This is a genomic window from Furfurilactobacillus rossiae DSM 15814, from assembly GCF_000428925.1.
Taxonomy (GTDB): domain Bacteria; phylum Bacillota; class Bacilli; order Lactobacillales; family Lactobacillaceae; genus Furfurilactobacillus; species Furfurilactobacillus rossiae.
The window spans coordinates 1-22,927 of record NZ_AUAW01000026.1 but is presented as its reverse complement, the minus strand read 5'-3'; the positions used below and the strand labels follow the sequence as shown (position 1 = coordinate 22,927).

The following is a 22,927-nucleotide window of genomic DNA, read 5'->3' as shown; positions in this document are numbered from 1 at the left end:
CATCGATGCGTCGGAATTGACGTTAATCCATTTCCAACAGAACACGATTGGCCACGGCTTCGTTGGTGATGACGTCCGTCAAAAGACCACCACGTAGAGCGCCAAGTAAAGCGCGACTCTTAAATTTGCTCTTCACAATACCGACACGGCGGGGAACCGTCAGTAATTCGTCCATTGACACGCCCATGGTTTTATCATGATTATTCAGTAAATTACCGTCCACGTCATATGGCCGTCCAAACAGCACACCGGCAATCTGTTGATCATCAACGTTTTCAAATAGGTCACTGAAATGCTGCTTCCAAACGGGGATGGTATTGATTGAGGCAAGTGTGCCAATGCCGGCAAACACCATATCCATTCGGGCAGCGGACGATAACGCTGGCACTAAGGCAGGTTCACTTCGTAAAGTTTCACGAATCTCATCGTCGTTGACATAAAGCGGTGCTGGCAGGGTGACGTACTGGGCGTCAAACTTGGCAGCCGCTTTCTGGACAAGCGGCACCGTACTGGCGGCCGTGTTCAGCTTTAAGTTTTCACCAACAAACTGTGTGAAGATAAGGTTTTCGCGGACTTCCGTTTGAAACCGGTCAATGATGTTCCATACGGTGTCACCCCACGTCATCCCGACAACGTGACAGTGACGGATCAGTTCCTGAATTTCAGCCGCAGCAAAGTCAATGACGTTCGCTGAGTCTTTGTCCGGTGAGTCGCTGTCTTTTAGAATCATCATGTTGCGGATATTGAATTTTTGCTTGAAGGCAAGCTCCATTTCGACGTTGCGGGAAACGGGTGTATCGATACTGATTTTAACCAACCCTGAGGCCAGTGCCTCATCCAGCGATTTACTGATGAGGTAACGACTGAGATGGTATTTTTCCGAGATATCTGTAATAGGTAGTTTGGATAGGTAATAATCCTGTGCAATCCCGGCTAATTGTTCACGGTGTTTGACATCATCCATGTTTGGTTACTCCGTTCTTTAGACTTCTATTGTCTATCTCATCACAGAATTTTAAAAAATGCAAGTGTACTTTAAAATGTGCAAAAGATTAAATTGACGTTTTTAAGTATTTAAAAAATCGGCTTTCAATTTGCAATATTAACACGAGCCGAGTAAAATAGCACCTGTAGAACACGATATCTGGTTCGTTACTTTTTCATGGCATGTGACGAACTGCACGAAAAGGGTGGTACATGGCGAATGAATAATGAAATTGTTGATTTGCACTTGAATGACCCACAGGTTCGCAAAACGTGGGAGGATTTTCTGACCTCGTTAGGCATTACGGATTTTCAGTCGCAAGAAACAGCTGCAATTGACTTCACCCTTGGCATTTATGAAGGCGACAAGCTAGTGGCAACTGGGTCTGCGGCTGGGAATGTTCTGAAATACATCGGCGTTTGCAATAAAGGCGTCGATCAAGGGTCACGGTTTAACACAATTGTCTCTGCGCTCATCAGCCGTTTGTTCCAACAGCAGGTATTCCATCTGTTTGTCTTCACTAAGCTCAAGTACTCCGAAAGCTTCCAACATGTCGGGTTCCATGAGCTAGCGCATTCAGATGTAGCCGCATTGTTGGAAACTGGGGACAGTAGCATTGATGATTATCTCGATGCGATTCCGCGCGTAGCCGACCAAACGAACAAGCGGGTGGCCGGCATCGTTATGAATGCCAATCCGTTTACTCGGGGGCATCGTTTCTTAGTCGAGCAGGCAGCTAGTGAAAATGACGTCGTTTATGTTTTTGTCGTTAACACGGATGCTTCTCTGTTCACAACGGCCGAACGGTTTGAACTGGTCAAACAGGGAACAGCCGATTTAAAGAACGTCATTGTCGTGAACGGCAGCGACTACATGGTGAGTTACGCCACGTTCCCGGCTTACTTTTTACCGACGCCTGATCAACAAGTGGATTACCAAACGACCCTCGATGCGCGGATTTTCCGTGATCGGATTGCGCCGGCGTTGAACATTAAGACCCGGTATTTAGGAACGGAACCGTTGTCACGAACGACTGGAATTTATAATCAGGTTTTGCAACGTGAACTTCCGCCGCAGGTAGCCGTTAAAATCGTCGATCGAAAAACGACGACGGATGGGACGATTGTGACTGCGACTGCTGTTCGTAAGGCGATTGCAGATGATCAACTTGATTCATTAGCTGTATTGTTACCACCTAGCACGATTAACTTTATTAACCAACATTTAGAGTCACTACAGTTTCGCATCAAGAAAGGAATGAACATTAATGGAAATTAAGCAGACCGCACTTGCGGGCACGCTGGAATCTTCCGACATTCAAATTATGTTGTCGAAGGGCACTGACGGTATCACCATTGATTTGGAATCGGACGTTGAAAAACAGTTTGGCGATCAAATTCGTAAGGTGATTACGGATACGTTAGCTGAATTCAACATTGATAACGTCAAGGTCAAGGCCGTCGACAAAGGCGCTTTGGATTGTGTTATCAAGGCACGGACGATTGCCGTTGCCCAACGCGCATTACAAACTCAAGATCAACCAGCATGGGAGGCATTCTAATATGGCTGAAACTGAAGAACGCTTACGCCGGACAATGATGTTTGTTCCTGGTAATAACCCCGCAATGGTTAAGGATGCCGGTATTTACGGTGCTGACTCCATTATGTTTGACCTTGAAGATGCCGTTTCGATGGCTGAAAAGGATGCCGCTCGTGCATTAGTTTACGAAGCCTTGAAATCACAAGACTACGGCAATGCTGAACTGGTTGTCCGCATCAACGGTGACGACACACCTTATTACCACAACGATATTAAGGCAATGGTTAAGGCCGGCATCGACGTTATCCGTTTGCCAAAGACTGAAACTGCAGACATGATCAAAACGTTGGAAGCAGATGTTTTAGCTGCTGAAAAGGAATTCGGTCGTGAAGAAGGCTCAACCCACTTGATGGCCGCTATCGAAAGCGCTAAGGGTGTCTTAAATGCCCCAGCAATTGCTGCCGCTTCTGACCGCATGATCGGGATTGCATTGTCTGCTGAAGACTACACAACCGACATGAAGACACACCGTTACCCAGATGGTGCCGAATTAGAGTTTGCCCGCAACATGGTTCTGCATGCTGCTCGTGCAGCTGGCATTGCTGCGTTCGATACTGTCTTCACCAACATGGATGATACTGAAGGCTTCTACCGTGAAACGCGGTACATTCACCAACTTGGTTTCGACGGCAAGTCACTGGTTAACCCACGGCAAATTGCCATGGTTAACGAGGTCTACCAACCAACAGCCAAGGAAATCGCGAACGCCAAAAATGTTATTAACGCCATTGAAGAAGCTCGCATCAAGGGCTCCGGTGTTATCTCGATGAATGGTCAGATGGTTGACCGCCCTGTTGTTCTTCGTGCACAACGGGTTATGCGTTTGGCAAAAGCTTCACATTTAGTGGATGAGGAGGGCAATACCATTGAAAAATAATGTAAATCGCGAATTACCAGATGATGTGATGAACGCCTTAGACTACCAACCCTACCAAACGACAAACATTGGTAACCCAGATATCCAACGGGTTGCGCCAAGTGTTCACGTTCAAACGGGTGACGACAAGCTAGTCGACTCCATCGAAGACGTTGTTAAAGCAACGGTTAAGGATGGCATGACCATTTCATTCCATCACCACTTCCGTAATGGTGACTTTGTGTTTAACAAGGTGATGCGGGTTATCATTGATGCTGGCATTAAGAATCTAACATTGGCACCATCTTCACTGACTGGTGTTATGAACGACATGGTTATCGAAGCCATCAAGGCTGGTACGGTAGCCAACATTACGAGTTCAGGGATGCGTGGTTCATTAGGTGACTTCGTGTCACACGGTAACTTGAAGAACCCAGTTATCTTCCGTTCACACGGTGATCGTGCCCGTGCGATTGAACATGGCGACATTAAAATTGACGTTGCGTTCCTTGGTGTGCCAAACGCCGACAAGCTAGGTAATGCCAACGGGATGGACGGTAAAGCTGTTTTTGGGTCATTAGGCTACGCTTTGATGGACGCACAGTATGCTAACAAAGTGGTACTGTTAACGGATAACTTGATGCCATACCCGAACACGCCAGCTTCAATCAAACAAACACAAGTTGACTATGTGGTTCAAGTGGACCAAGTGGGTGACCCAGACAAAATTGGTTCTGGAGCAACTCGTTTCACAAAGGATCCTAAGGAATTGAAGATTGCGTCAACAGTTAATGATGTGATTGTTAACTCCCCATACTTTAAAGATGGCTTCTCATTCCAGACTGGTTCTGGTGGTGCTGCCTTGGCAGTTACCCGTTACCTGCGTCAGGCTATGATTGACAACAAGATCAAGGCATCATTTGCTTTGGGTGGCATCACCAAGCCAACGACAGACCTGTTAAACGAAGGTTTGATTGACCGCGTGATGGATGTGCAGGACTTTGATAAGGGTGCTGCTGATTCCATGCACACCAACCCTAAACAACAGGAAATCGACGCTTCGTGGTATGCCGATCCTGATAACAAGGGTGCAATGGTTGATCAACTGGATGTTGTTATCCTGAGTGCTCTGGAAATTGACACGAAGTTCAACGTTAACGTTATGACTGGTTCAGATGGTGTCATTCGTGGCGCCGTTGGTGGTCACCAAGATGCTGCGACTGCCAAACTGACGATTATTTCTGCACCGTTAGTGCGTGGCCGAATTGCAACGGTTGTGCCAGATGTTACGACGGTTGTAACGCCTGGTGATTCCATTGATGTTCTGGTTACCGAATACGGTATCGCCATCAATCCTAAGCGTAAGGACCTACAAGAATCATTAGGTCATTTAGCTGGTGTGCCCGTGTACACAATCGATGAATTACAAAAGATGGCCGCTGCCAAAGTTGGCACGCCAAAACCACTTGAATTTACCGACCGCACTGTTGCCCTCGTGGAATACCGCGACGGTAGTGTAATTGACGCGATTCATGAGGTAAAAGATTAGAGAGCGTGAACACCCCGGTTTAGAGCCGAGCAATAACATAAAACAAGCGTTGCAAAGGTGAACTTTCCTTTGCAGCGCTTGTTTTGAGTTATGCACAGGCTCGTGGAGTGTGAACGCGTTTTGGCTATGTAACAGTGCAAACTACTATTTTTGATCAGTTTTACAGAGTTGACACCTAACTTTTCCACGAAACAGTGCACAAAATCGCAATTTCCCACCAGCTATGCGAAATCGCTAACCGACATTTGAGAAGTATGGTAGTCTTTAGATATTGTGATTAACATTCAACGGAAGGGGCGCAAACGACGTGAACACGCGCGACTTGGCCTATTTTTCATCATTAGTAGAATTGAGAAACTTTACGGTGGTTGCTAGCCGTTTCAATGTAAGTCAGCCGACCATTACGGTGGCGATTCAACGGCTGGAAAATGAGTTTGGCGCGCCGCTGGTTCAACGTGATCGTGCCCATAATAAACTGGCCATTACGCGTGCGGGAATCTTGCTGTATCAACGTGCTCAACGCATCTTAAAGGACTTAGATCTAGCACATAGTGAGGTTTCTCGCGCCAATCAATCGACCATTCAGTTTGGTATGCCACCAATTATCGGCACGATGTGGTTCCCATTAATTGCAGGTCAGTTGTTTTCAAAGGGGCTGTTAAATTACACCCAAACGTTGGAAGTTGGCTCTGATCAATTGTTGAAGGAGTTAGAGTCCGGCAAAATCGACGTCGCGCTGCTCGGATCGGTTCGTCCACTTCATGAAGAAAATCTTGATATCACATTATTGGCATCGCATCCATTTAAAGCAGTTGTCAGCAAGGAACATCCCTTGGCAGATGCTGGACATATTTCGTTTGAACAATTGGCGCGTGATAATTTTATTACAATGACCGGGAAGTTTGTTCATCCACAGGCGTTGAAGGCCTACAGTGAATATGCTGGTTTCAAACCGAATGTCATTTATAGCACGCCAACGTTGTCGCTAATTAAAGGGTTGGTCAGGGCTAATTTAGGTGTTAGTTTACTGGTTGACGATGCCGTTCTGCCTAGCGACGACGTGGTTGCGTTGACGTTGGACGATCCATTACCTGAGCGGTTTAACATGTCGCTAGTCGTGCGCAAGGCCTTTTTGCCGAACAAGATTCAGCAAGAATTCATCAGCACGCTGTTTGCACTCAAACAAACGGTGGCGTAGAGATCTAACAGCTTAAATGTCGCCTGCGGTTGTCAACATTGGAACACCGCCGCGGGACCGGTTTGAGCCTCCTGAGAAACCGGGGTCTCGCACCTCGTCGTAAAGCTTCGTGACCCCCTCGAATCTTTACGACCGTCCGTAACCTAAATTCGGAAAATCGCCGAATTAACGTTACTTTCACGACTTGGTTCCATTGTTGACGCCCTCTGACTATAAAGAACTGAATTGGCTACTGAACATTTATGTATGTTCAGTAGCCAATTTTTTATAGTTTATCTGTTATAGGAGTGAAGCGGGCCAGAGACTGGTCCCACGGAACGGCGTCTCTGGTCGGCGCGACGGAGCGGCATGTTGTGTCCCAGTTTAAACAAGCAAATAAATAGCGGTGAGATGCTATTACAAAACAGTAATGATTTAGCACTTATCATGATAAAATAAACGAAACACAGTTATGAAAGTGAGCAACGATGAAGAAACGATTGGTTGATTTTTTAGCGGCGGTTAACCGTTATGACACGATGACGGCGATTGCTCAAGGACTATACATGAGCCAACCGTACGTCAGCAGACAGATTGGTGAGGCTGAAAAAGAGTATGGCGTTCAGTTGGTCGACCGAACATTGCCGATTCATTTAACGTATGCTGGTGAGCGATTGCTGTCGTATTTGCAACAGGAACAGCAGTTACATCGAGCGATGGATACTGAAATGGAAAGCTTAGGAAAGTTTGAGTATGGTTCACTCTCGTTGGGCATTAATCAACCGTTAGCGGCCAGTTGGTTTACCGAGCTACTTCCTGATTTTTACAAACGTTTTCCACAGATGCACGTATCTATTCAGGAAGTTACCACTTCCAGAGCAGAGAATATGTTGCCAGATGGGCAGTTGGACATGTTTATTGGCAAGACGGTTTATCATCCACGGGTGGTGACGAAACCATTAGGCATCATGAAATTGGCACTACTGGTGCCGGCTACGTCACGGCTTTATCGCAAGGACAGGTTCTGGCGACAGGCCACTGCAGAAACGATTAGCCGGCTAAATGGTGAAAATTTCATTCGTATTGGCGGTGAATCACGGTTTCAAGAACTAGTAGACCATGCTTTTCGCGACAACGGCATCCATGTTAACAACCGAATGGAGGTCAGTGACTCGCGGATTGCCTTCAGTTTGGCATTAAAACAATTAGGGGCCGTTATCGTTAATGTGAATAGTGCCAAGAAATTATCAACAGATCTGCCCATTAACGTGTTTGAGTTTTCGCCGGAAATGATGAGTTTAGATTTCAGCGTCGCCTATCGAAAAGCATTAGTACCATCAGAACCGTTAAAATTCCTGATTCAAACGTGCGTTAAGAAGGCTGATGTATTAATGGAGCAAGGATACGAGCTCTAATGTTGCGGTTGCGACTTTATAGCACTTTGGATATAGCGCAATAGTTGCTGAACAGCGGCATTATGGCGATCAGGATCGTAAACAAACTGTAGGTGACTTGTGACAGGCGTCGTTAGTGGCCGCATCACTAGCTGGTCAGTCATAAAGGGGCGCACGGACTCTTTGAACAGTAGCGTGCATTGTTGGGAGTTGGCGACAACGCTTAAAATAGTTTCAATATGTGTACTTTCAAAATGAATCGACGGGGTGAAACCAGCTGCCTGACATAATTTAATAAGGGTTTCGTAAACACCGGAACCCTGAGGGAGTGACGTGAACGCATTGTCGGCTAAGTCGGCAGGCGCAAGCGTCGCTTTTTTTGCGAGGGGATGGTTCGCCGGCAACACGACCACTAACTCGTCGTCGAGTAGATTGATCTGACTTAAGTGATGATGCTGAAGGTAGGCCGTATTTAAATCACGAATAATGATGGCATCCAATAGCTGTGATTGCAGTGCGGAAACGATGCGCTGCCCCTCAGTTTCCTGAAGTTGGACACTGACGTTTGGATAATCCTGCATAAAATTGGTTAGGGCTTGCATGAGTCCATATTGAGACATGATTGGAACACTGCCGATGCGGATGCTGCCGCGTCGCAAGTCTTCGACTGTAGTGACTGCCTCACGCATTTCGTTGTACTGACTGAGCAACTGCTGAGCGTAGCGGTAAAAAGTTTCGCCACTTTCCGTGATTTGAAGGCTCCGACGATTGGCCGTGCTGATCAATTCTGCGTCGACTTCCTGTTGGATACCTTTCAAACGTTTGGAGAGGGCTGACTGGGTCATTTGCAAACTGACGGCAGCGTTAGACACACTTTGGGCTTCGTAGGTCGCAATGAATGCCCGTAAATCATCGATTGTCATGCTATTTTCCTTTCTATTCCATTTAGGAATAACAATACAACAAACGCGATTTGTTCACAACGTGTTTCCAACGTAAGCTGATCATTGTAAAGCAAGGTTGAAACGTGCGAAGGGAGCGTTCGTAATGGCAAACGAACCATATGATTTGAGAAAAGTATTAAACGAACTGAAAAATGAACCGGGCCAGTATCATGAAACAGATGAGCTGGTTGATCCTAACGCAGAGTTGTCTGGTGTTTATCGCTACATTGGCGCGGGTGGTACCGTGATGCGGCCGACTCAAGAAGGTCCAGCAATGATGTTTAATAACGTCAAGGGATTTACAGATACGCGCGTTCTAATTGGGCTACTTGCCAGTCGAAAACGGACTGGATTGATGTTTCATCACGATTATCAAACATTGGGTCAATTTTTGAACAATTCGGTCGAAAATCCTGTGGCACCGGTTATGGTGGATGAAAATCAGGCACCGGCCCATGAGGTGATTCATCGGTCAGACGAGGATGGTTTTGATATTCGTAAGTTAATTGCCGCACCGACAAACACCGAGTATGACGCAGGACCGTACATCACGATGGGACTCGTCTACGGTTCAAATATGGATAAGACCATGAGTGACGTTACAATTCATCGGATGGTACTGGAGGATGAAGACACTATCGGTATTTTCATTATGCCCGGTGGCCGGCACATTGGTGCGTTTGCAGATGAATATGAAAAAGCCAACAAGCCAATGCCGGTTACCATTAATATCGGGTTGGATCCAGCGATTACATTAGGGGCAACGTTTGAACCACCGACTACACCACTTGGCTATAATGAGCTGGGCGTGGCGGGGGCGATTCGCCAAGAACCTGTTCAGTTAGTTGATGGCGTCAGTGTTGATGAAAAGGCGATTGCGCGTTCTGAATTCACGATCGAAGGCTACATCATGCCAAACGAACGGATGTAGGAAGATATTAATACGCATACTGGCAAAGCTATGCCTGAATTTCCTGGTTATGACGGGGATGCCAATCCTGCAGTGCAGGTCATCAAGGTTAAAGCGGTGACTCATCGTAAAGATCACCCGATTATGCAAACGGTTATTGGTCCAAGTGAAGAACATGTGAACTTGGCAGGTGTGCCAACAGAAGCCAGCATTTTGTCGCTGACTGACCGTGCGATTCCAGGGAAAGTCTTAAACGTTTATAATCCGCCTGCAGGTGGCGGTAAGTTGATGACGATCATGCAGATTCATAAGGATAATGAAGCTGATGAAGGGATTCAGCGGCAGGCGGCCTTACTCGCGTTTTCTGCGTTTAAAGAATTGAAGACGGTTATTTTAGTCGATGAAGATGTCGATATCTTTGACATGAATGACGTGATTTGGACTTTGAATACGCGTTTTCAGGCTGATCAGGACATCGTTGTGTTACCGGGGATGCGTAATCATCCACTTGATCCATCTGAACGACCACAGTATGATCCGAAGTCTATTCGTATCACGGGGATGTCCTCCAAGATGATTTTGGACGGAACAGTGCCGTACGATATGAAGGATCAGTTTGTCCGGGCTCAATTTAAAGAAGTCAAAGACTGGCAGAAGTACTTGAAGTAATTACTAACTATCAACAGAGGTTGCAAACGACAGAAGGAGGCAAAAATGAAACGCATTGTGATTGGGATTACTGGCGCATCCGGAACGATTTACGCAATCGCCTTGCTCAAGGCATTGAAGCAGTACGCAGATGTTGAAACACACCTCGTCATGAGTACCTGGGCTAAGAAAAACCTGGAATTGGAAACAGATTTATCACTCAGCGAGGTGCAAAATTTGGCAGACTATACGTATAACATTAATGATCAAGGTGCAGCTATCGCAAGCGGTTCATTTTTGCATGATGGCATGATCATTGTACCGGCAAGCATGAAGACGATTGCGGGTATCGCTGTTGGATATGGAGATAATCTGATTGCACGGGCGGCTGATGTCACAATGAAGGAGCAACGCAAATTGATCATCGTTCCACGTGAAACGCCGTTAAGTGCGATTCACCTTGAAAACATGACGAAGCTGGCACGTCTCGGTGTTCAGATGATTCCACCAATCCCAGCCTTTTATAATCATCCCCAAACCATTCAGGATTTGATTGATCATCAGACCATGAAGTTACTGGATGCATTACACATTGCAAATAATGTTGATCAACGCTGGGAGGGGATGGCTAAATGATGCAAAACGATAGCCGGACGTTTCAAACGACTCGGCAAGACTATACTATCCAAGCCGACGTACGTTTAATTGGCAAGGATGCGCTGATTGTAGTAACTGGTGGTGACCATCCACATATTGGTGATGTTACAACATTGACGGCGACTACAGACATGCAAACAGTTAAGTTTCCCAGCCATGACGGTCGGTTCCACAAGGATAATGTTGTTGGAGAACAAGTCGCTAAGGTAATCCAAGCTGTTTTACCGGGCAGCTGCACGATTACCTCTGGTATTCACGTGGATCATATTTCACAATCCCAAATTGACGTAGCGGTGCCGATGGGCGATGACCTGGGCGTTCAAATCAAAACATGGCTTCAACAACAAACAATTTCGGCATCTGCACCAGTTTATTATTCCGATGATGAAAAACCTCAATAAGAGTTATGCTCGGCGTTCCGTGGAGTAGGGACGGCCGTTTCATGGGACCGGTCTTAGCCTGCAAAAAACCGCAGTCTTCCACCTCGATTCGAAGCCGAAAGTCACGTCTTCGAAGTCGTCCAGCTATACTAAGTGGCTCAAATCGCCACTAAGTATAGCTACCACGAAACTCTGTCCCCACTCCGCTTCACTTACATAACGAATAACTGTCATTTTTTTACAATATTTAAGTTGAATTATGAATATGAACTAGCAAATTTTAGTCAAAGTTAATGTCGAATGATGCACCATTGATGCGTCAGATGTGTGAGTCAAGTACAATGTGAGCTGGAGGGCGTCGGTGTTGAAACTAACTGCGAAAGTGGTGTTAATTCGGTGGTTCTTGCCGAATTTACAGCACGGACGAGCTTGAAGACGGTGGTTTTGCGGCTTCAAGTCGAGACGCAAGACGGTTTATGGCTTGGGTCGGTCCACGCAGAGAGTTTCATAAACTGACAACCGGAAGCGGAAGTTAACATTAAAAAATAGGATTTGACTGCCGTATATCACGACAATCAAATCCTATTTTTAGTGGAAAAACTATGCACGACGTTTGCGACCAAACTGGTACCAATGCTTGCGATTGCTGTAATCTAGCACGTGCTGCTGGTATACGCGGCAGGCAACCCAAGTCATGAGGACCAGCGCAATGGCGGCAATTGCGACGCTTGCCCAAACTTCAGAAAGTGCGGCGTTACCAACTGCGTAACGAACGGGCATCAGGCTTTGGGAGAGGAACGGTACATAAGAACCGATTCGAATGAGTAGGCTATTACTGTTCACTGCGATGAAGGAAGCAACGTAAGCCAGCATCCCCACCGTCGTTAACGGTGACAGCGCTTGGCTAACTTCTTCTTGGCGCGTGACCATGGAACCTAACATGGCGGCAATGACGGTGTACAACATGACACCGAGGACAAAGTAGGCCACTAGTACACTCACCATCCCCGGTTGAATCTGGCTAAAGGAAAAGTCACCTAAAAAGCTGATATTGTGGTTGAAGTATTGCATCCCAATCAAACCGGCAATTCCGGTAATGATGACTTGTAGGACAATCAGCGCCAGCATACCAGTTACCTTACCGAAGAATTGCGTCACCGGACTGACACTGCTGACCAATATCTCCATAATGTGAGAGCCTTTTTCAGTAGCCGTTTCCTGGGCAATCATACTGGTGTACATCGCGATAAACATGTAGATCAAAAAGGTGACGACAAACGCGACGACCAAGTTAGCCCCTTGTTGGTTGGATCTTTGACGGCGAACGACCCCATTTTGATAGGCGACGTTTTGTGTTTTATACGAAGCGGGGGCAAACAGTTGTTGTAACTGTTTGGCAGTCAATCCCAGTTGCTGGGCGGCTTGTCGCAGTTTTAATGTATTCAAATTATTTTTGAGCGTGTCACTGTCTAGCGAATTACCATTGGTACGTTGTCGGTAAACGGCACTAACCGTTTGACCGGTCACAGTGACATTGAGGTAGCCATCGATTTTTTCGTGACTCAGCCTTTTCTCAGCGACTTGTTCAGTGGAAATGGCCTTGCTGACACGATAATCGCCGTGTGTCGGTGATTCTATCAATGCATTACGCAAAGCCACGTTATTGCTGGTGATGGCAATGGTTGGCGTTTGGTTGGTCTTATTAGTGATAAACGCAAACAACGCGATGGCCGCAATAATTAATACGGGAAAGAATAGTGAAAACAGATAGGCAGGTGACTTGATATTCTTGCGAATAACTTGGCGGGTGACGACCATAAACTTATTCATGATTGGCCACCTCGATTCTGAAGATTTCGTCTAACGATGGTGGCTCTTGCGAAAATTCCGGAATATAACCTTTGCTGGTAGCAGCTTTGAATAAGTCGTGACCCACGGCTTCGTTGTCTAGCGTTAGTTCGTAGGCATTGCCACGTTGTTGAACATCATTGACGCCAGGAAAGGCGACTAATGCTGCTTTGTCCAGTGGTGAGCGCAAACGGACGCGGGTGTTGCCGAACTGTGATCGAATCTCATCTGGTGTGCCACTAAGTACGGTTTCACCGTTTCTTAGCATCAGTAGATGATCACTGATGCGTTCCACATTTGCCATGTCATGAGAGGAGAAGATGATGCTGGCGCCATTTTGCTTCATTTCGATGATACTGTCTTCGAGCAATTGGGCATTGACGGGATCGAGACCGCTAAATGGTTCATCAAGGATAATGAGTTTCGGTTGATGAATTAATGTGGCAATCAACTGAACCTTTTGTTGATTCCCCTTGGATAGATCCTTGATTTTATCTGTCAGTTTGCCCTTAACATTAAATCGCGCCATCCACTGTGGGAGGGCTTTCCGCGTAACGGCCGGTTTTTGCCCACGAAGAGCGGCAAAGTATACCACTTGGTCCTGGATGGACATGCGGGTGTAGAGGCCGCGTTCCTCCGGCAGGAAGCCGACCGTATTATAATCGTCTTTTGTCAGGGGATGATCTTGCCACAAAACGGTGCCACTATCAGGTGGTAGAAGGTTTAAAATCATTCGAAACGTGGTGGTTTTGCCAGCGCCGTTTTGACCGATCAGACCCATGATTTCGCCCTCATGAATAGTAAATGACTCGTCCTCAACACCTTGTTTAGGACCGAATCGTTTTGTTAAGTTTGCTACAGTTAGCATGCGATTACCTCGTTTGGAGTGCGTCATTACCGTGAACATTAACACTGTCAGTATATGAAAAAATGCAACGAATGAACAGAAAATTTGTTTGTTTAGATGGGTTAGGGCTTGCATTCGAGTGGGTGGAAAGCGCTAGTATATAGTCACGGTGGTTGTTAACTGCCTTTTATTAAATGGAGGTATGAAAATGGCAACAGTTACAGATACTTATAAGTTAAGTAACGGCATTGAGATTCCTAAAGTCGGCTTTGGCACATGGCAGATTCCTGCTGGTGACGTTGCCTACAATTCTGTCGCAAACGCCCTTAAGGTTGGCTATCGGCACATTGATACAGCGAAGGCATACGCAAACGAAGCGAGTGTTGGCTAAGCCATTCGCGATTCAGGCATCGATCGCAAGGACATTTTTGTGACATCAAAATTGCCCGGCGAGACGAAAACATACGACGGCACATTAGCGGATTTTGATGCAACATTTAAAGCTCTGGATATTGATTATTTAGATTTGTACTTGGTTCACGCACCGTGGCCATGGTCACAAATTGGCACTAACCATGATAAAGAAAACGTTGATGTTTGGCGCGCCATGCAGGAAATCTACAAGAGTGGCCGGGTAAAGGCCATTGGTGTATCAAACTTCAATGTGCACGACTTGCAAAACGTGATGCAGGATGCTGAAATTGCACCGATGGTTGACCAAATTCAGTACTACGTTGGTTTCACAGAGCCAAAGATTGCCGACTTTGCTAAGCAAAATAATATTTTGGTGGAAGCGTACTCACCATTAGCAACGGGTGGCTTGCTGAACAACGAGGATGTTGCCGCAATGGCTAAAAAGTATGGCGTTAGCGTTGCCCAACTAGCTTTACGGTTCTGCATTCAAAATGGGCTGCTACCGTTGCCTAAAGCAACGAGTGCTGCCCACATTGAGGCGAACAAAGAACTTGACTTTACGATTCAAGATGAGGACATGGACAAGTTAAACAACATGCCTGACACTGCACCATCACATTTTCACAATGCAACACAAGGTTAGTTAAAAATCTTGTTAACTAGTTAATAAACACCCAGCAGAAATAGTCATAATGATGTGCATTCACATCGTTGACATGTTTTTGCTGGGTGTTTTTCAGTGAGAAACAAAATTTGGGGGACAGCGTAAAAAATGCTAATAGAAATTTGACGACCTTCAGATGAGAAGCGATATCTGAATGATGTTCACTGTCGGTTATTTGCATGGTCTATTTAAAATAATAATTTTTCCAGCGGCGTGTGAAGTGCTTAGAATATTTGCAGCATGGCTCAAATTTTTTGCTGTAATGCCACCAGAAATAACTTTGGAAATTACTGGCTTAATTTCACCAAGAGTCATTAGATTAATTAAAAATTTTAATATCTGGCCTTGTGTTTCATCTCTAAAATGAGTATTTGCTTTAGTGAAGACCATTTCACTGGCTAGGGTAAGCGATTTTTCAAACAACTTTGAAAATTGGATGCCTTCTTTTGAAGAAACGGTTGTGCCGATAATTCCATGTGGCAAGGTTAGCTGAACCGCAGCATCAAAATAATCGTCTAAATTACTTAGGATTGCCGTTCCATCAACAAACGTGTTCAACTGCGGTCTAAGTGCCTTATGGTAATCCACTACAGTGTCCACCTTGTTTCTTAAGAGTCCCTGAAAGTGATTCGGACTGGCGGTCGCAAATACAATTAGGCCCGACCAATGGGCTAATTGTGTCAAAATCGAGCCGACACCACCTGCACCATTGATAACCAATAATTTTTTGCCAGTATTTGCATTTTTACTGGCAATAAAATTCATTTGTTCAAATAGCAACTCATACGCAGTTAGTCCAACTAGAGGGATGCCGGCCAACTGAATATCAGAAAAGTGGTCGTCGACTTTTGCGATTAGTTTCTCGTCAACTACTTGTTCCTCGGCGAAGGATCCCTGTCTTTTATCAGTACCGGAATATATCACCCGCTGACCAACGTTGAAATGTTTGACAGCATTACCAATAGCTGAGATATGACCGACAACATCGTAACCGTAAACTACCTCATTGTTGTCACTCAATTGTGTCATTGCTTTGATGTCATGAGGGTTTATTGAAGTTGCATCAACGGTCACTTTGACGTCATTTGATCTAATTACTGGTGAAGCTACACTACGATTGAAAAAACCGTCTTTAGAGGCAAACACTGCTCGCATGAGCTATTGCTTTTCCGGAACATCGGCTGAGGCGGACAAATCATGTAATTGCCGGAAATCAGCTAGCGTTTGTCGATATTTTTCGATAACTGTTTCACTTGAATACTTACCAAGTGGCAACCGTAAAGGTAACTTGTCGAAATTATTGGTTACTTGATCGAAAATGATTTCGGCGGCTTTATCTGGATCACCAGCCTCGTGATGAGCGCCTTCAGCATTTCCTTCAATAAAATCAGCAAACTGTTTATAATCGTTGATTTGGGGCACAACTTTGTTTGAGGAGCGGCCTGCCCAATCAGTTCTAAAGCCACTAGGTTCAATTAGCATGGTCTTTATGTTGAGGTCTGCAACTTCTTTCGATAAGGACTCCGTCATCCCCTCAACAGCGTACTTAGTACCATGGTAAAATGACAACGTTGGAAATGAAAATAGACCACCGATTGAGGAAAAGTTAACAATTGCACCGAACTTTTGGTCGCGCATGATTGGCAATACTGAGCGGGTCATATCTACTAACCCCCAAACATTGACGTCAAACATGTATTTTACTTGTTCACGGTTACTTTCTTCAAAGGTACCAAAGTATCCTAAGCCTGCATTATTAACTAGTACATCGATTCTGCCAAACCTGTTCATAGTTGCGGATACTGCTGTTTTAATCTGCTTTTGGTTGGTAACGTCTAGCGTTTGCTTGAGAATTTGACCGTGATCAAATTCATCGAGATACCCCAATTGTTCGGTGTGACGGGCGCTGGCCACTAAATTAACGTTTGCCTGTTTGGCCAGAAAGGTTGCCAAAGAACGACCAAATCCTGTAGAAGTTCCTGTGATAAACCATGTTTTTGTTGCCATAACTAAATCTCCTTTGTTTGTTATTTATTTTGACAGAGATAACCATACGACTTAAACTAATGTTTAAGTCAAGAGACAATTTAAACAAAGGGAGAAATTATGTATTCTATTGGAGACATTGCTAACATTATGGGGATTAACACTTCTGCAATTCGTTTTTACGATAGAAATGGACTTTTACCCTTCGTTCAGCGAGATAAGGCTGGTCGTCGAAAGTTTAAGCCTGAAGATTTGAACTTTATCGAAGTAATTGACTGTTTGAAAAAAAGTGGTGTTCCTGTGAAGGATATCGCGCAATTTATTACGCTGTGTATGCAGGGCGATCAAACACTTCAAGAACGTTATGATTATCTAGATGATGAAGAAGAAAAACTGTCACTTAAGATCGAAAAAATGCAGACACAATTGGAGTTCTTACAGTATAAAAAATGGTATTACAAAACCGCGATTAAAGAGGGAACCGAAGATATCCATTTTCTTCCGAATTCTCGTATGATTGATCCGCAAACGCGCAATGAATTCGAAGAGAAGCGGAAGGTTACTGCGGACATTCATGAATTAACTGATTTATAAGACCACGCATGAGTAATGTAAGCTATTGCAAAGAAAAAGGCAGCCAAATTGGTTGCCTTTTTCTTTGCAATAGCTCTTTTACGTGTCTGTGTTTGGCCATCCTACCCTCTCCGTCAAATTGAGATGGACCGTTCCATGGGACCGACATCAGCCTCCTGAAAAGCGTAGTCTTCTGCCTCGCTTCAAAGCCGAAGCCCACATCTTTGAAGCGTCCAGCAATCTTAAACGGCAAATTGCGCCGTTAAGTATTGCATTCGCGGAACGATGTCTCAATTTGACTGCGCTAGCTTTAGCGGAACCAGTTTTTTGGACTGATAAGGAACGGATTTATGAGTTCGTTAAATAATTTAAGGATGAATTTGACATATTTATGTGGAACTCGATTTATCATCGTTGCCACTATTTAAATTTGCCCTGTTGTTGCGATGATCTTTATTCAAGCATTGTCAAAAAAAGTCTAAACATCAGTAGCCAGCCGGTGAATCTGCTTCAGTGTTGGGCTGGAAGACAGCGATGCTGGCACGGTTATCACGGGTGGGATCGGTGAGTAGCTTAATGACATAATCGCTGACGCTGGCGCGCGAAACAATGGTGTTTGTAACTGTAGTGCCACTGACTGAGGTGTCATAGTCAATGGTTGTGTCATTGGTCATCCAGGCACAACGAATTAACGTATAATTCAAAGTTGAATTTTTGATCACGTCGGCCGCGCGAACGGATACGGACATTAAGTCACCAACGGCCTGATTTTCCCATTCTTTAAAAGCACCGGTTAGTTCGTTCTCGATACCGATGCCAGTAATCCACAATAATCTTGAAACGTGCGCTTTTTCCATAGCAGTAGTGATGACTTGTGCCTGCTGCTCATGTTCCGTGTCACCACCAAGGGTTTCAAAGACAATGTCTTGGTTAACCATGGCTCGATTTACCGCAACGGCGTCAGTTGCATCGCCTTCGATAACCGTTTCACGGGCAGGATCAGTAATTGTCAGGCGTGATGCATTCCTCAAGAACAAGGTTAAGTGGGCATCTGTCTCGTTTAATAAACGTTCAGTGACTTGGCGGCCAATCGTGCCATTAGCCCCTAAAATTAAAACATTTTGCATCATTAATACCTCCCGAACTCAGCTATTTCGACTAAGTGACGTCAGTATAGAGCCTTCGAGTAACTGTAATGCAAACGAATTTCTAAAGTTTTTTGTGATTTAACCGCAGACCGTGAACCAATACAAAGAAGTTAATCAGCAAGAGTACCGCCAGCACAATAAAACCACGATGCGTGCCTAACTGAGTGCGGAACGTAAAGGAGTGGGTGCTACCAGCCTGTGTCAGCGCGACTACCGCAGACACAATCGCCGTTCCGACGGCACCGGCGAATTGCTGAACGGTGTTGTAAATAGCGTTACCATCACTTTGCTGCTGGTCTGACAGTGATTTCAGACCGGTTGTCATGATATTGCCGAATGATAGACCAGTGCCAAACATATATAGCAGATACCAACTTAAAATGATGCCAGGAGTCAGAGAGCTTGTACCAAACATCATGCCGCCCAACGCGACTAACTGACAGAAAGCACCGGTCAAAATTGGCCGTGTTGGACCGAAATGGTCGAGAATCGTGCCACCTAGGGGCGCAAATAACGCTCCTAGCGCAGCCCCAGGCAGGACAACTAACCCGGCAATTAAGGCACTTTTACCGTTTACGAGTTGCAGAAAGTTTGGCAGGAGAAAGGATAATCCCAGCGCACTGATTTGAACGAGAAAGAATGCTAAAAGGTGCCAACTGAAAACGGGTTGACTAAAAACTGTCAACTTAATCAGTGGCTGGTCAATGCGTTTGGAACGCCAAATGAACGCTGCGAGGGCCAAACAACCAATGACGATGCCTAAAATAACAGGCCACGGTTGGGTCGTCACGTGGGCCATATTGCTGAGACCAAGGATAAAGCTGATGAAGGTCAGCGCGACTAGCCCCCAACTGAGAACGTCAAAATGGACTTTTTCTGTTTTATTGACTTGCCGAATGGTCAGTAACCCGGTAATCAGCGAGAGTAGCAACAGCGGGATGAGGAACATAAAAATGTCCCGCCAGTTGAGGTTGCTGACAATCAGGCCGCCATACGTTGGTCCTAATGCAGGTGCAACCGCGGTGACTAGCGTGCCAATGCCCATAAGCAGACCAATTTTGTCCATTGGTGCCTGCTCCAAAATGATGTTAAACATCAACGGCAGTGCAATCCCAGTTGCAACACCCTGAATTAGTCGTCCTAGAAGAAGCACGCCAAATGTCGGGGCAAATGTATCAACGATTAGGCCAGCAATAAACAGCAGGTTGGCAGTTAAAAAGAGCGTCCGCGTTTTGAATCGTCGTTTGAGGAACGATGAAATCGGGACAAACGTCGCAACAATGAGCAGGTAGCCAGTGGTTAACCACTGAACGGTTCCCGTACTGATGTTAAATTGCCGCATCAATACGGGAAATGTAATATTCATGGCCGTCTCGACCACCACACCGGCAAATGACATTAGACCGGTGGCGAAAATGGCAAGGATCAAGCGACTATTGAGCGTTCGTTGTTGCAAAAAAAGACCTCCTTAAGGTGCAATTAAACGTTACTTCGTTTATATCACAGTCTCGGAAGTTCTCGCTAGAACGAATTTATAAAACTTTTTATGGAAAGTAATTAATCACTGAAATGAATGTTCTTTTGATGAAGTGCAATGGAGTAGCCGACGATGATCAATAGGATGCCAACTGCGGCAAACCAAATCGCGTGAACGTTGAAGGATAATTGCAAAAGAGCCGAAATGATGGCACCTGCCGCAAACGCCACCACCAACTCTAGGTAAAGCAACGCGCTTATCAGTTGACTGCGGTTGTGATGGAAATGAAACTCACCAATCGCAATCATGGCCATTTTAAGGTTACCGGTGGAATAAACGCTGTTGTATCCGTGACCTTCAATGGCATTAAAAGCCGTTGTTTGCATGGCCATGACCATTGCTAACGGTGGTACCGCGAAAATATCCGACACGCTCCGTGGTTCGAACCCAACGATGATACAAACCAGCATTTCCAGTAAGAGAGTGGGGATGCGCCAATAGTGTGTGTTGTGGCGATGCTTAAATAAACTGACGGCCAGCACGCCCAGTGAGAAAAAGAGGATGGCTGCCACCTTGGTCATGAGGCTAGGCAGATTGCGTTTGGCAACGTCGACACTCAGAAAAATGATGTTACCCGTCTGCATAGCCGCCAGTGAGCCACCGCGCTGTTCAAACGTATAAGCGTCGATAAAACCACCGACCATTGTGAGAGCTACGGCGAGCCGTCGAAGCTGGTAAATCTGGGGAACACCGTCTTTATCTAGGGGCATAATAAACTTCTTTCCGATTTCGTATAAGGAATAGTTTAGCACAACCGCGGAAGATTAAAATTCAATGATAAAACGAAGGCTACAGTGATGAAAAATAAATTGCTATTTTTTGAACAAAGCGGACCATTAAATCCCAGTTTCAATAATGATACATGGGGTATATTGTTCAAAACTTAATTGTGGTAGTGCCTCAAAAGGTTGCAATATCAGCATCTTTCACGAGTCACATCAATTGTTAGAGAAACTAATTATTCTTATGATTACGATAAGAACATTGGCGGAAGCAATAGATGGAGGCGACGAAATGATGATGGAAATTAGTATGCATTCAAAATGGTTGGCTAAAATGGTTCATGGCTTTTCTGCCACACTGATTATGTTTGGCACACTTGGTGGGCTGGCTTGGAGTCCACCATCGTCTGCAAAAGCGGAAACGAAGACAAAACAACGAACTGAGCGCAATGAAGGGATAATCAATGTTTCGGCGAAGGATTTTTTGGAACGCTTTCACCTTAATGGGTCAGCAACATACAAGTATGATGCGAAAAACGATACGGGGATTGTGACGCTTACGGAAGATGTGAAGGAACAGGCTGGTAATTTTACGTTAAAAGATCGGATTGATCTTGATAAGAGCTTTGAACTGACTGGTTCGGTTAACCTCGGTAGTGATTCAGAGACTACAGGAGCTGACGGTATTGGGTTTGCCTTCCACCCTGGGGATACAAAAGCAGTTGGGTATCGCGGTGCCAACATGGGAATCGGTGGATTGCAAAATGCCATTGGTTTCCAGCTAGATACTTTCCATAATAGTTATTCAGCCCCTGATCCTAACGGAAAATATCCCAATTATCAGTTAGGGTGGGAAGCCGATCCAAACGTCAATCCGTACGGGGCGTTTGTTACAACGGATGGTGAAAAAGGCTGGGCTACGATTGACACGGCTACGGTGCAGAAGTTTGATGGCTCAAAGAATATCGATGGTAAGTTTAGACCTTTCAAAATTTCTTATGATGGAAAGACGCGTTTGTTAACGGTTCAGTATGATGCTGCTGAAGGCGCAAAGTATTGGACGTACACGATTCCTAAGGGCGAGCAGTATCAACAGATGGCGATGGCTGTCAGCGCTTCTACAGGGGGCTCGAAAAACAAACATCAGTATAAATTTGATGATTTCAAGTATGAATCTTGGTCCGGTATTAACGTGCGGTATGTTCGTGAAGATAAGGATGGTTATCACGATATTGCTGATCCTGAAAGCATGTCAGGGCCAGATGGACAAGAGTACAAAACAGAACAAAAAGAGATTTCCGGTTACAAATTTAAAGAAATGGGTAAAGACAGTTTGCCCGCTAGCGGAACATACAGCGGTACCGGTGGCACGGTCATTTACGTTTATGAATCGACTCAGTCGGACTCGGCTGGGGTTAAGGTGATCCATAAAACGGAAGATGGCAAAATTTTGAAAACTGAAAATGCCACTTACGGAAAAGATTCAAGTGGCAATCCCTTGCCGCCAATCGTTGGTAATCAATATTTTACTCAGCAGGGCACATTTGACGGGTATGTCTTCGTTAAAGTAGATGAAAGTGGCTGGGCGCCAACAGGTTTCTTGGAGAAAGACGAGGGTATCGTGACTTATATTTATCGCGATAAGAATGCGCCAGAAACTGCGATGCCAGTTACGGTTAACCACGTTGATAAGAGCACAGGCAATTTATTGAAAGAAGGATTGGCGACATTTCCAGATGGCTTGTTTGTCGGTCAACGATATACATCGGAAATTGGTGAGTTTCCTGGTTTCAAGTATGTTGGCATCGACGAAAATGGATTGAAGCCTACAGGAATTCTGGACAATAAAGGTGGCGCTGTGACCTATTACTATGAGCCAGAACCAGAGCCTGCTGGAGAAGTGAAAGTTCATTACCAAACAGAAGATGGTAAGACACTAGGTAGTGCGGATGCCGATTATCCAGATGGTCAACACGTCGGTAAGCAGTACACGACGAAGCAAAAAGCGTTTGATGGGTACGAATTCGTGAAAGTGGATGAAGAAAAGGGCCTAGCAGCAAATGGTACATTGACAGCTGACGGCGGTGA

At 45.3% G+C, this 22,927-nt stretch carries 19 protein-coding genes and 2 pseudogenes; 12 read left to right on the top strand and 9 right to left on the bottom strand.

What is annotated here, in order from left to right:
- Window positions 1-22 precede the first annotated feature (22 nt).
- Window positions 23-964, bottom strand: a complete 942-nt coding sequence (locus G400_RS0111990; RefSeq protein ID WP_017260630.1) for a sugar-binding transcriptional regulator — start codon at window positions 962-964, stop codon at window positions 23-25.
- Window positions 965-1,204: 240 nt separating this feature from the next.
- On the opposite strand from G400_RS0111990, the gene citC reads away from it, so the two are divergent.
- From citC to G400_RS15315, 6 genes are all read left to right on the top strand, one after another.
- Window positions 1,205-2,263 carry a [citrate (pro-3S)-lyase] ligase gene (gene citC, locus G400_RS0111985; protein ID WP_017260631.1) on the top strand — a complete coding sequence of 353 codons (1,059 nt, stop codon included), beginning with the start codon at window positions 1,205-1,207 and terminating at the stop codon, window positions 2,261-2,263.
- A complete protein-coding gene (gene citD, locus G400_RS0111980; RefSeq protein WP_017260632.1) occupies window positions 2,253-2,546 on the top strand; it encodes a citrate lyase acyl carrier protein in 294 nt (97 codons plus the stop codon). Before citC ends, citD begins: the two co-directional genes overlap by 11 nt.
- A 1-nt stretch (window position 2,547) precedes the next feature.
- Entirely contained in the window at window positions 2,548-3,462 is a 915-nt protein-coding gene (gene citE, locus G400_RS0111975) for a citrate (pro-3S)-lyase subunit beta (protein ID WP_017260633.1), read from the top strand.
- Complete coding sequence (gene citF / locus G400_RS0111970) at window positions 3,452-4,990, top strand: citrate lyase subunit alpha (RefSeq protein ID WP_017260634.1); 1,539 nt, start codon at window positions 3,452-3,454, stop codon at window positions 4,988-4,990. The genes citE and citF overlap by 11 nt, the downstream gene beginning before the upstream one ends.
- A gap of 307 nt (window positions 4,991-5,297) precedes the next feature.
- Window positions 5,298-6,188: a LysR family transcriptional regulator gene (locus G400_RS0111965; protein ID WP_017260635.1), complete on the top strand. Its 891-nt coding sequence runs from the start codon at window positions 5,298-5,300 to the stop codon at window positions 6,186-6,188.
- Between the two features lie 467 nt (window positions 6,189-6,655).
- Entirely contained in the window at window positions 6,656-7,582 is a 927-nt protein-coding gene (locus G400_RS15315) for a LysR family transcriptional regulator (RefSeq protein ID WP_017260636.1), read from the top strand.
- Here G400_RS15315 and G400_RS0111955 read toward each other — a convergent pair.
- A complete protein-coding gene (locus G400_RS0111955) occupies window positions 7,579-8,484 on the bottom strand; it encodes a LysR family transcriptional regulator (protein WP_017260637.1) in 906 nt (301 codons plus the stop codon). The two genes, G400_RS15315 and G400_RS0111955, sit on opposite strands and share 4 nt — an antisense overlap.
- Window positions 8,485-8,608: 124 nt before the next feature.
- Here G400_RS0111955 and G400_RS15310 point away from each other — a divergent pair.
- The 3 genes and pseudogenes from G400_RS15310 to lpdD all read left to right on the top strand — a co-directional run bounded on the left by G400_RS15310 (window position 8,609) and on the right by lpdD (window position 11,121).
- A pseudogene (locus G400_RS15310) lies at window positions 8,609-10,084 on the top strand (UbiD family decarboxylase).
- A 45-nt stretch (window positions 10,085-10,129) separates the two neighbouring features.
- Entirely contained in the window at window positions 10,130-10,699 is a 570-nt protein-coding gene (locus G400_RS0111945) for a UbiX family flavin prenyltransferase (protein WP_017260640.1), read from the top strand.
- Window positions 10,696-11,121, top strand: a complete 426-nt coding sequence (lpdD, locus tag G400_RS0111940) for a prenylated flavin chaperone LpdD (protein ID WP_017260641.1) — start codon at window positions 10,696-10,698, stop codon at window positions 11,119-11,121. The genes G400_RS0111945 and lpdD overlap by 4 nt, the downstream gene beginning before the upstream one ends.
- Window positions 11,122-11,700: 579 nt before the next feature.
- Here lpdD and G400_RS0111935 read toward each other — a convergent pair.
- Both G400_RS0111935 and G400_RS0111930 read right to left on the bottom strand, forming a co-directional pair.
- Window positions 11,701-12,930, bottom strand: coding sequence for an ABC transporter permease (locus tag G400_RS0111935; RefSeq protein ID WP_017260642.1), 1,230 nt, complete (start codon window positions 12,928-12,930; stop codon window positions 11,701-11,703).
- On the bottom strand, window positions 12,923-13,816 hold the full coding sequence (locus G400_RS0111930; RefSeq protein ID WP_017260643.1) for an ABC transporter ATP-binding protein: 894 nt from the start codon (window positions 13,814-13,816) through the stop codon (window positions 12,923-12,925). The genes G400_RS0111935 and G400_RS0111930 overlap by 8 nt, the downstream gene beginning before the upstream one ends.
- A 187-nt stretch (window positions 13,817-14,003) precedes the next feature.
- On the opposite strand from G400_RS0111930, the pseudogene G400_RS15305 reads away from it, so the two are divergent.
- A pseudogene (locus G400_RS15305) lies at window positions 14,004-14,852 on the top strand (aldo/keto reductase).
- A 192-nt stretch (window positions 14,853-15,044) separates the two neighbouring features.
- On the opposite strand, the gene G400_RS15300 reads toward G400_RS15305, so the two are convergent.
- Together G400_RS15300 and G400_RS0111915 are read right to left on the bottom strand one after the other, a co-directional pair.
- The gene (locus tag G400_RS15300) at window positions 15,045-16,028 is read right to left on the bottom strand and encodes an alcohol dehydrogenase catalytic domain-containing protein (RefSeq protein ID WP_017260646.1); all 984 of its coding nucleotides are present in this window, start codon (window positions 16,026-16,028) and stop codon (window positions 15,045-15,047) included.
- 3 nt (window positions 16,029-16,031) lie between these two features.
- Window positions 16,032-16,880 (bottom strand): oxidoreductase, encoded by an 849-nt coding sequence (locus G400_RS0111915; protein WP_017260647.1) that lies wholly within the window; start codon window positions 16,878-16,880, stop codon window positions 16,032-16,034.
- A 99-nt stretch (window positions 16,881-16,979) separates the two neighbouring features.
- Between G400_RS0111915 and G400_RS0111910 the strand changes: the two genes are divergently transcribed.
- Complete coding sequence (locus tag G400_RS0111910; RefSeq protein ID WP_017260648.1) at window positions 16,980-17,453, top strand: MerR family transcriptional regulator; 474 nt, start codon at window positions 16,980-16,982, stop codon at window positions 17,451-17,453.
- 464 nt (window positions 17,454-17,917) lie between these two features.
- Here the strand turns inward: G400_RS0111910 and G400_RS0111905 are convergent, their stop codons facing one another.
- From G400_RS0111905 to G400_RS0111895, 3 genes are all read right to left on the bottom strand, one after another.
- The gene (locus G400_RS0111905; protein ID WP_081495776.1) at window positions 17,918-18,562 is read right to left on the bottom strand and encodes an NAD(P)H-binding protein; all 645 of its coding nucleotides are present in this window, start codon (window positions 18,560-18,562) and stop codon (window positions 17,918-17,920) included.
- A gap of 79 nt (window positions 18,563-18,641) precedes the next feature.
- Window positions 18,642-20,036 carry a DHA2 family efflux MFS transporter permease subunit gene (locus tag G400_RS0111900; RefSeq protein WP_017260651.1) on the bottom strand — a complete coding sequence of 465 codons (1,395 nt, stop codon included), beginning with the start codon at window positions 20,034-20,036 and terminating at the stop codon, window positions 18,642-18,644.
- Window positions 20,037-20,137: 101 nt separating this feature from the next.
- Window positions 20,138-20,827: a YoaK family protein gene (locus tag G400_RS0111895; protein ID WP_017260652.1), complete on the bottom strand. Its 690-nt coding sequence runs from the start codon at window positions 20,825-20,827 to the stop codon at window positions 20,138-20,140.
- Window positions 20,828-21,131: 304 nt separating this feature from the next.
- Here G400_RS0111895 and G400_RS15880 point away from each other — a divergent pair.
- Window positions 21,132-22,927, top strand: a 1,796-nt coding sequence (locus tag G400_RS15880; protein WP_191979392.1) for a lectin-like domain-containing protein, incomplete at its 3' end; no start/stop codon positions are given.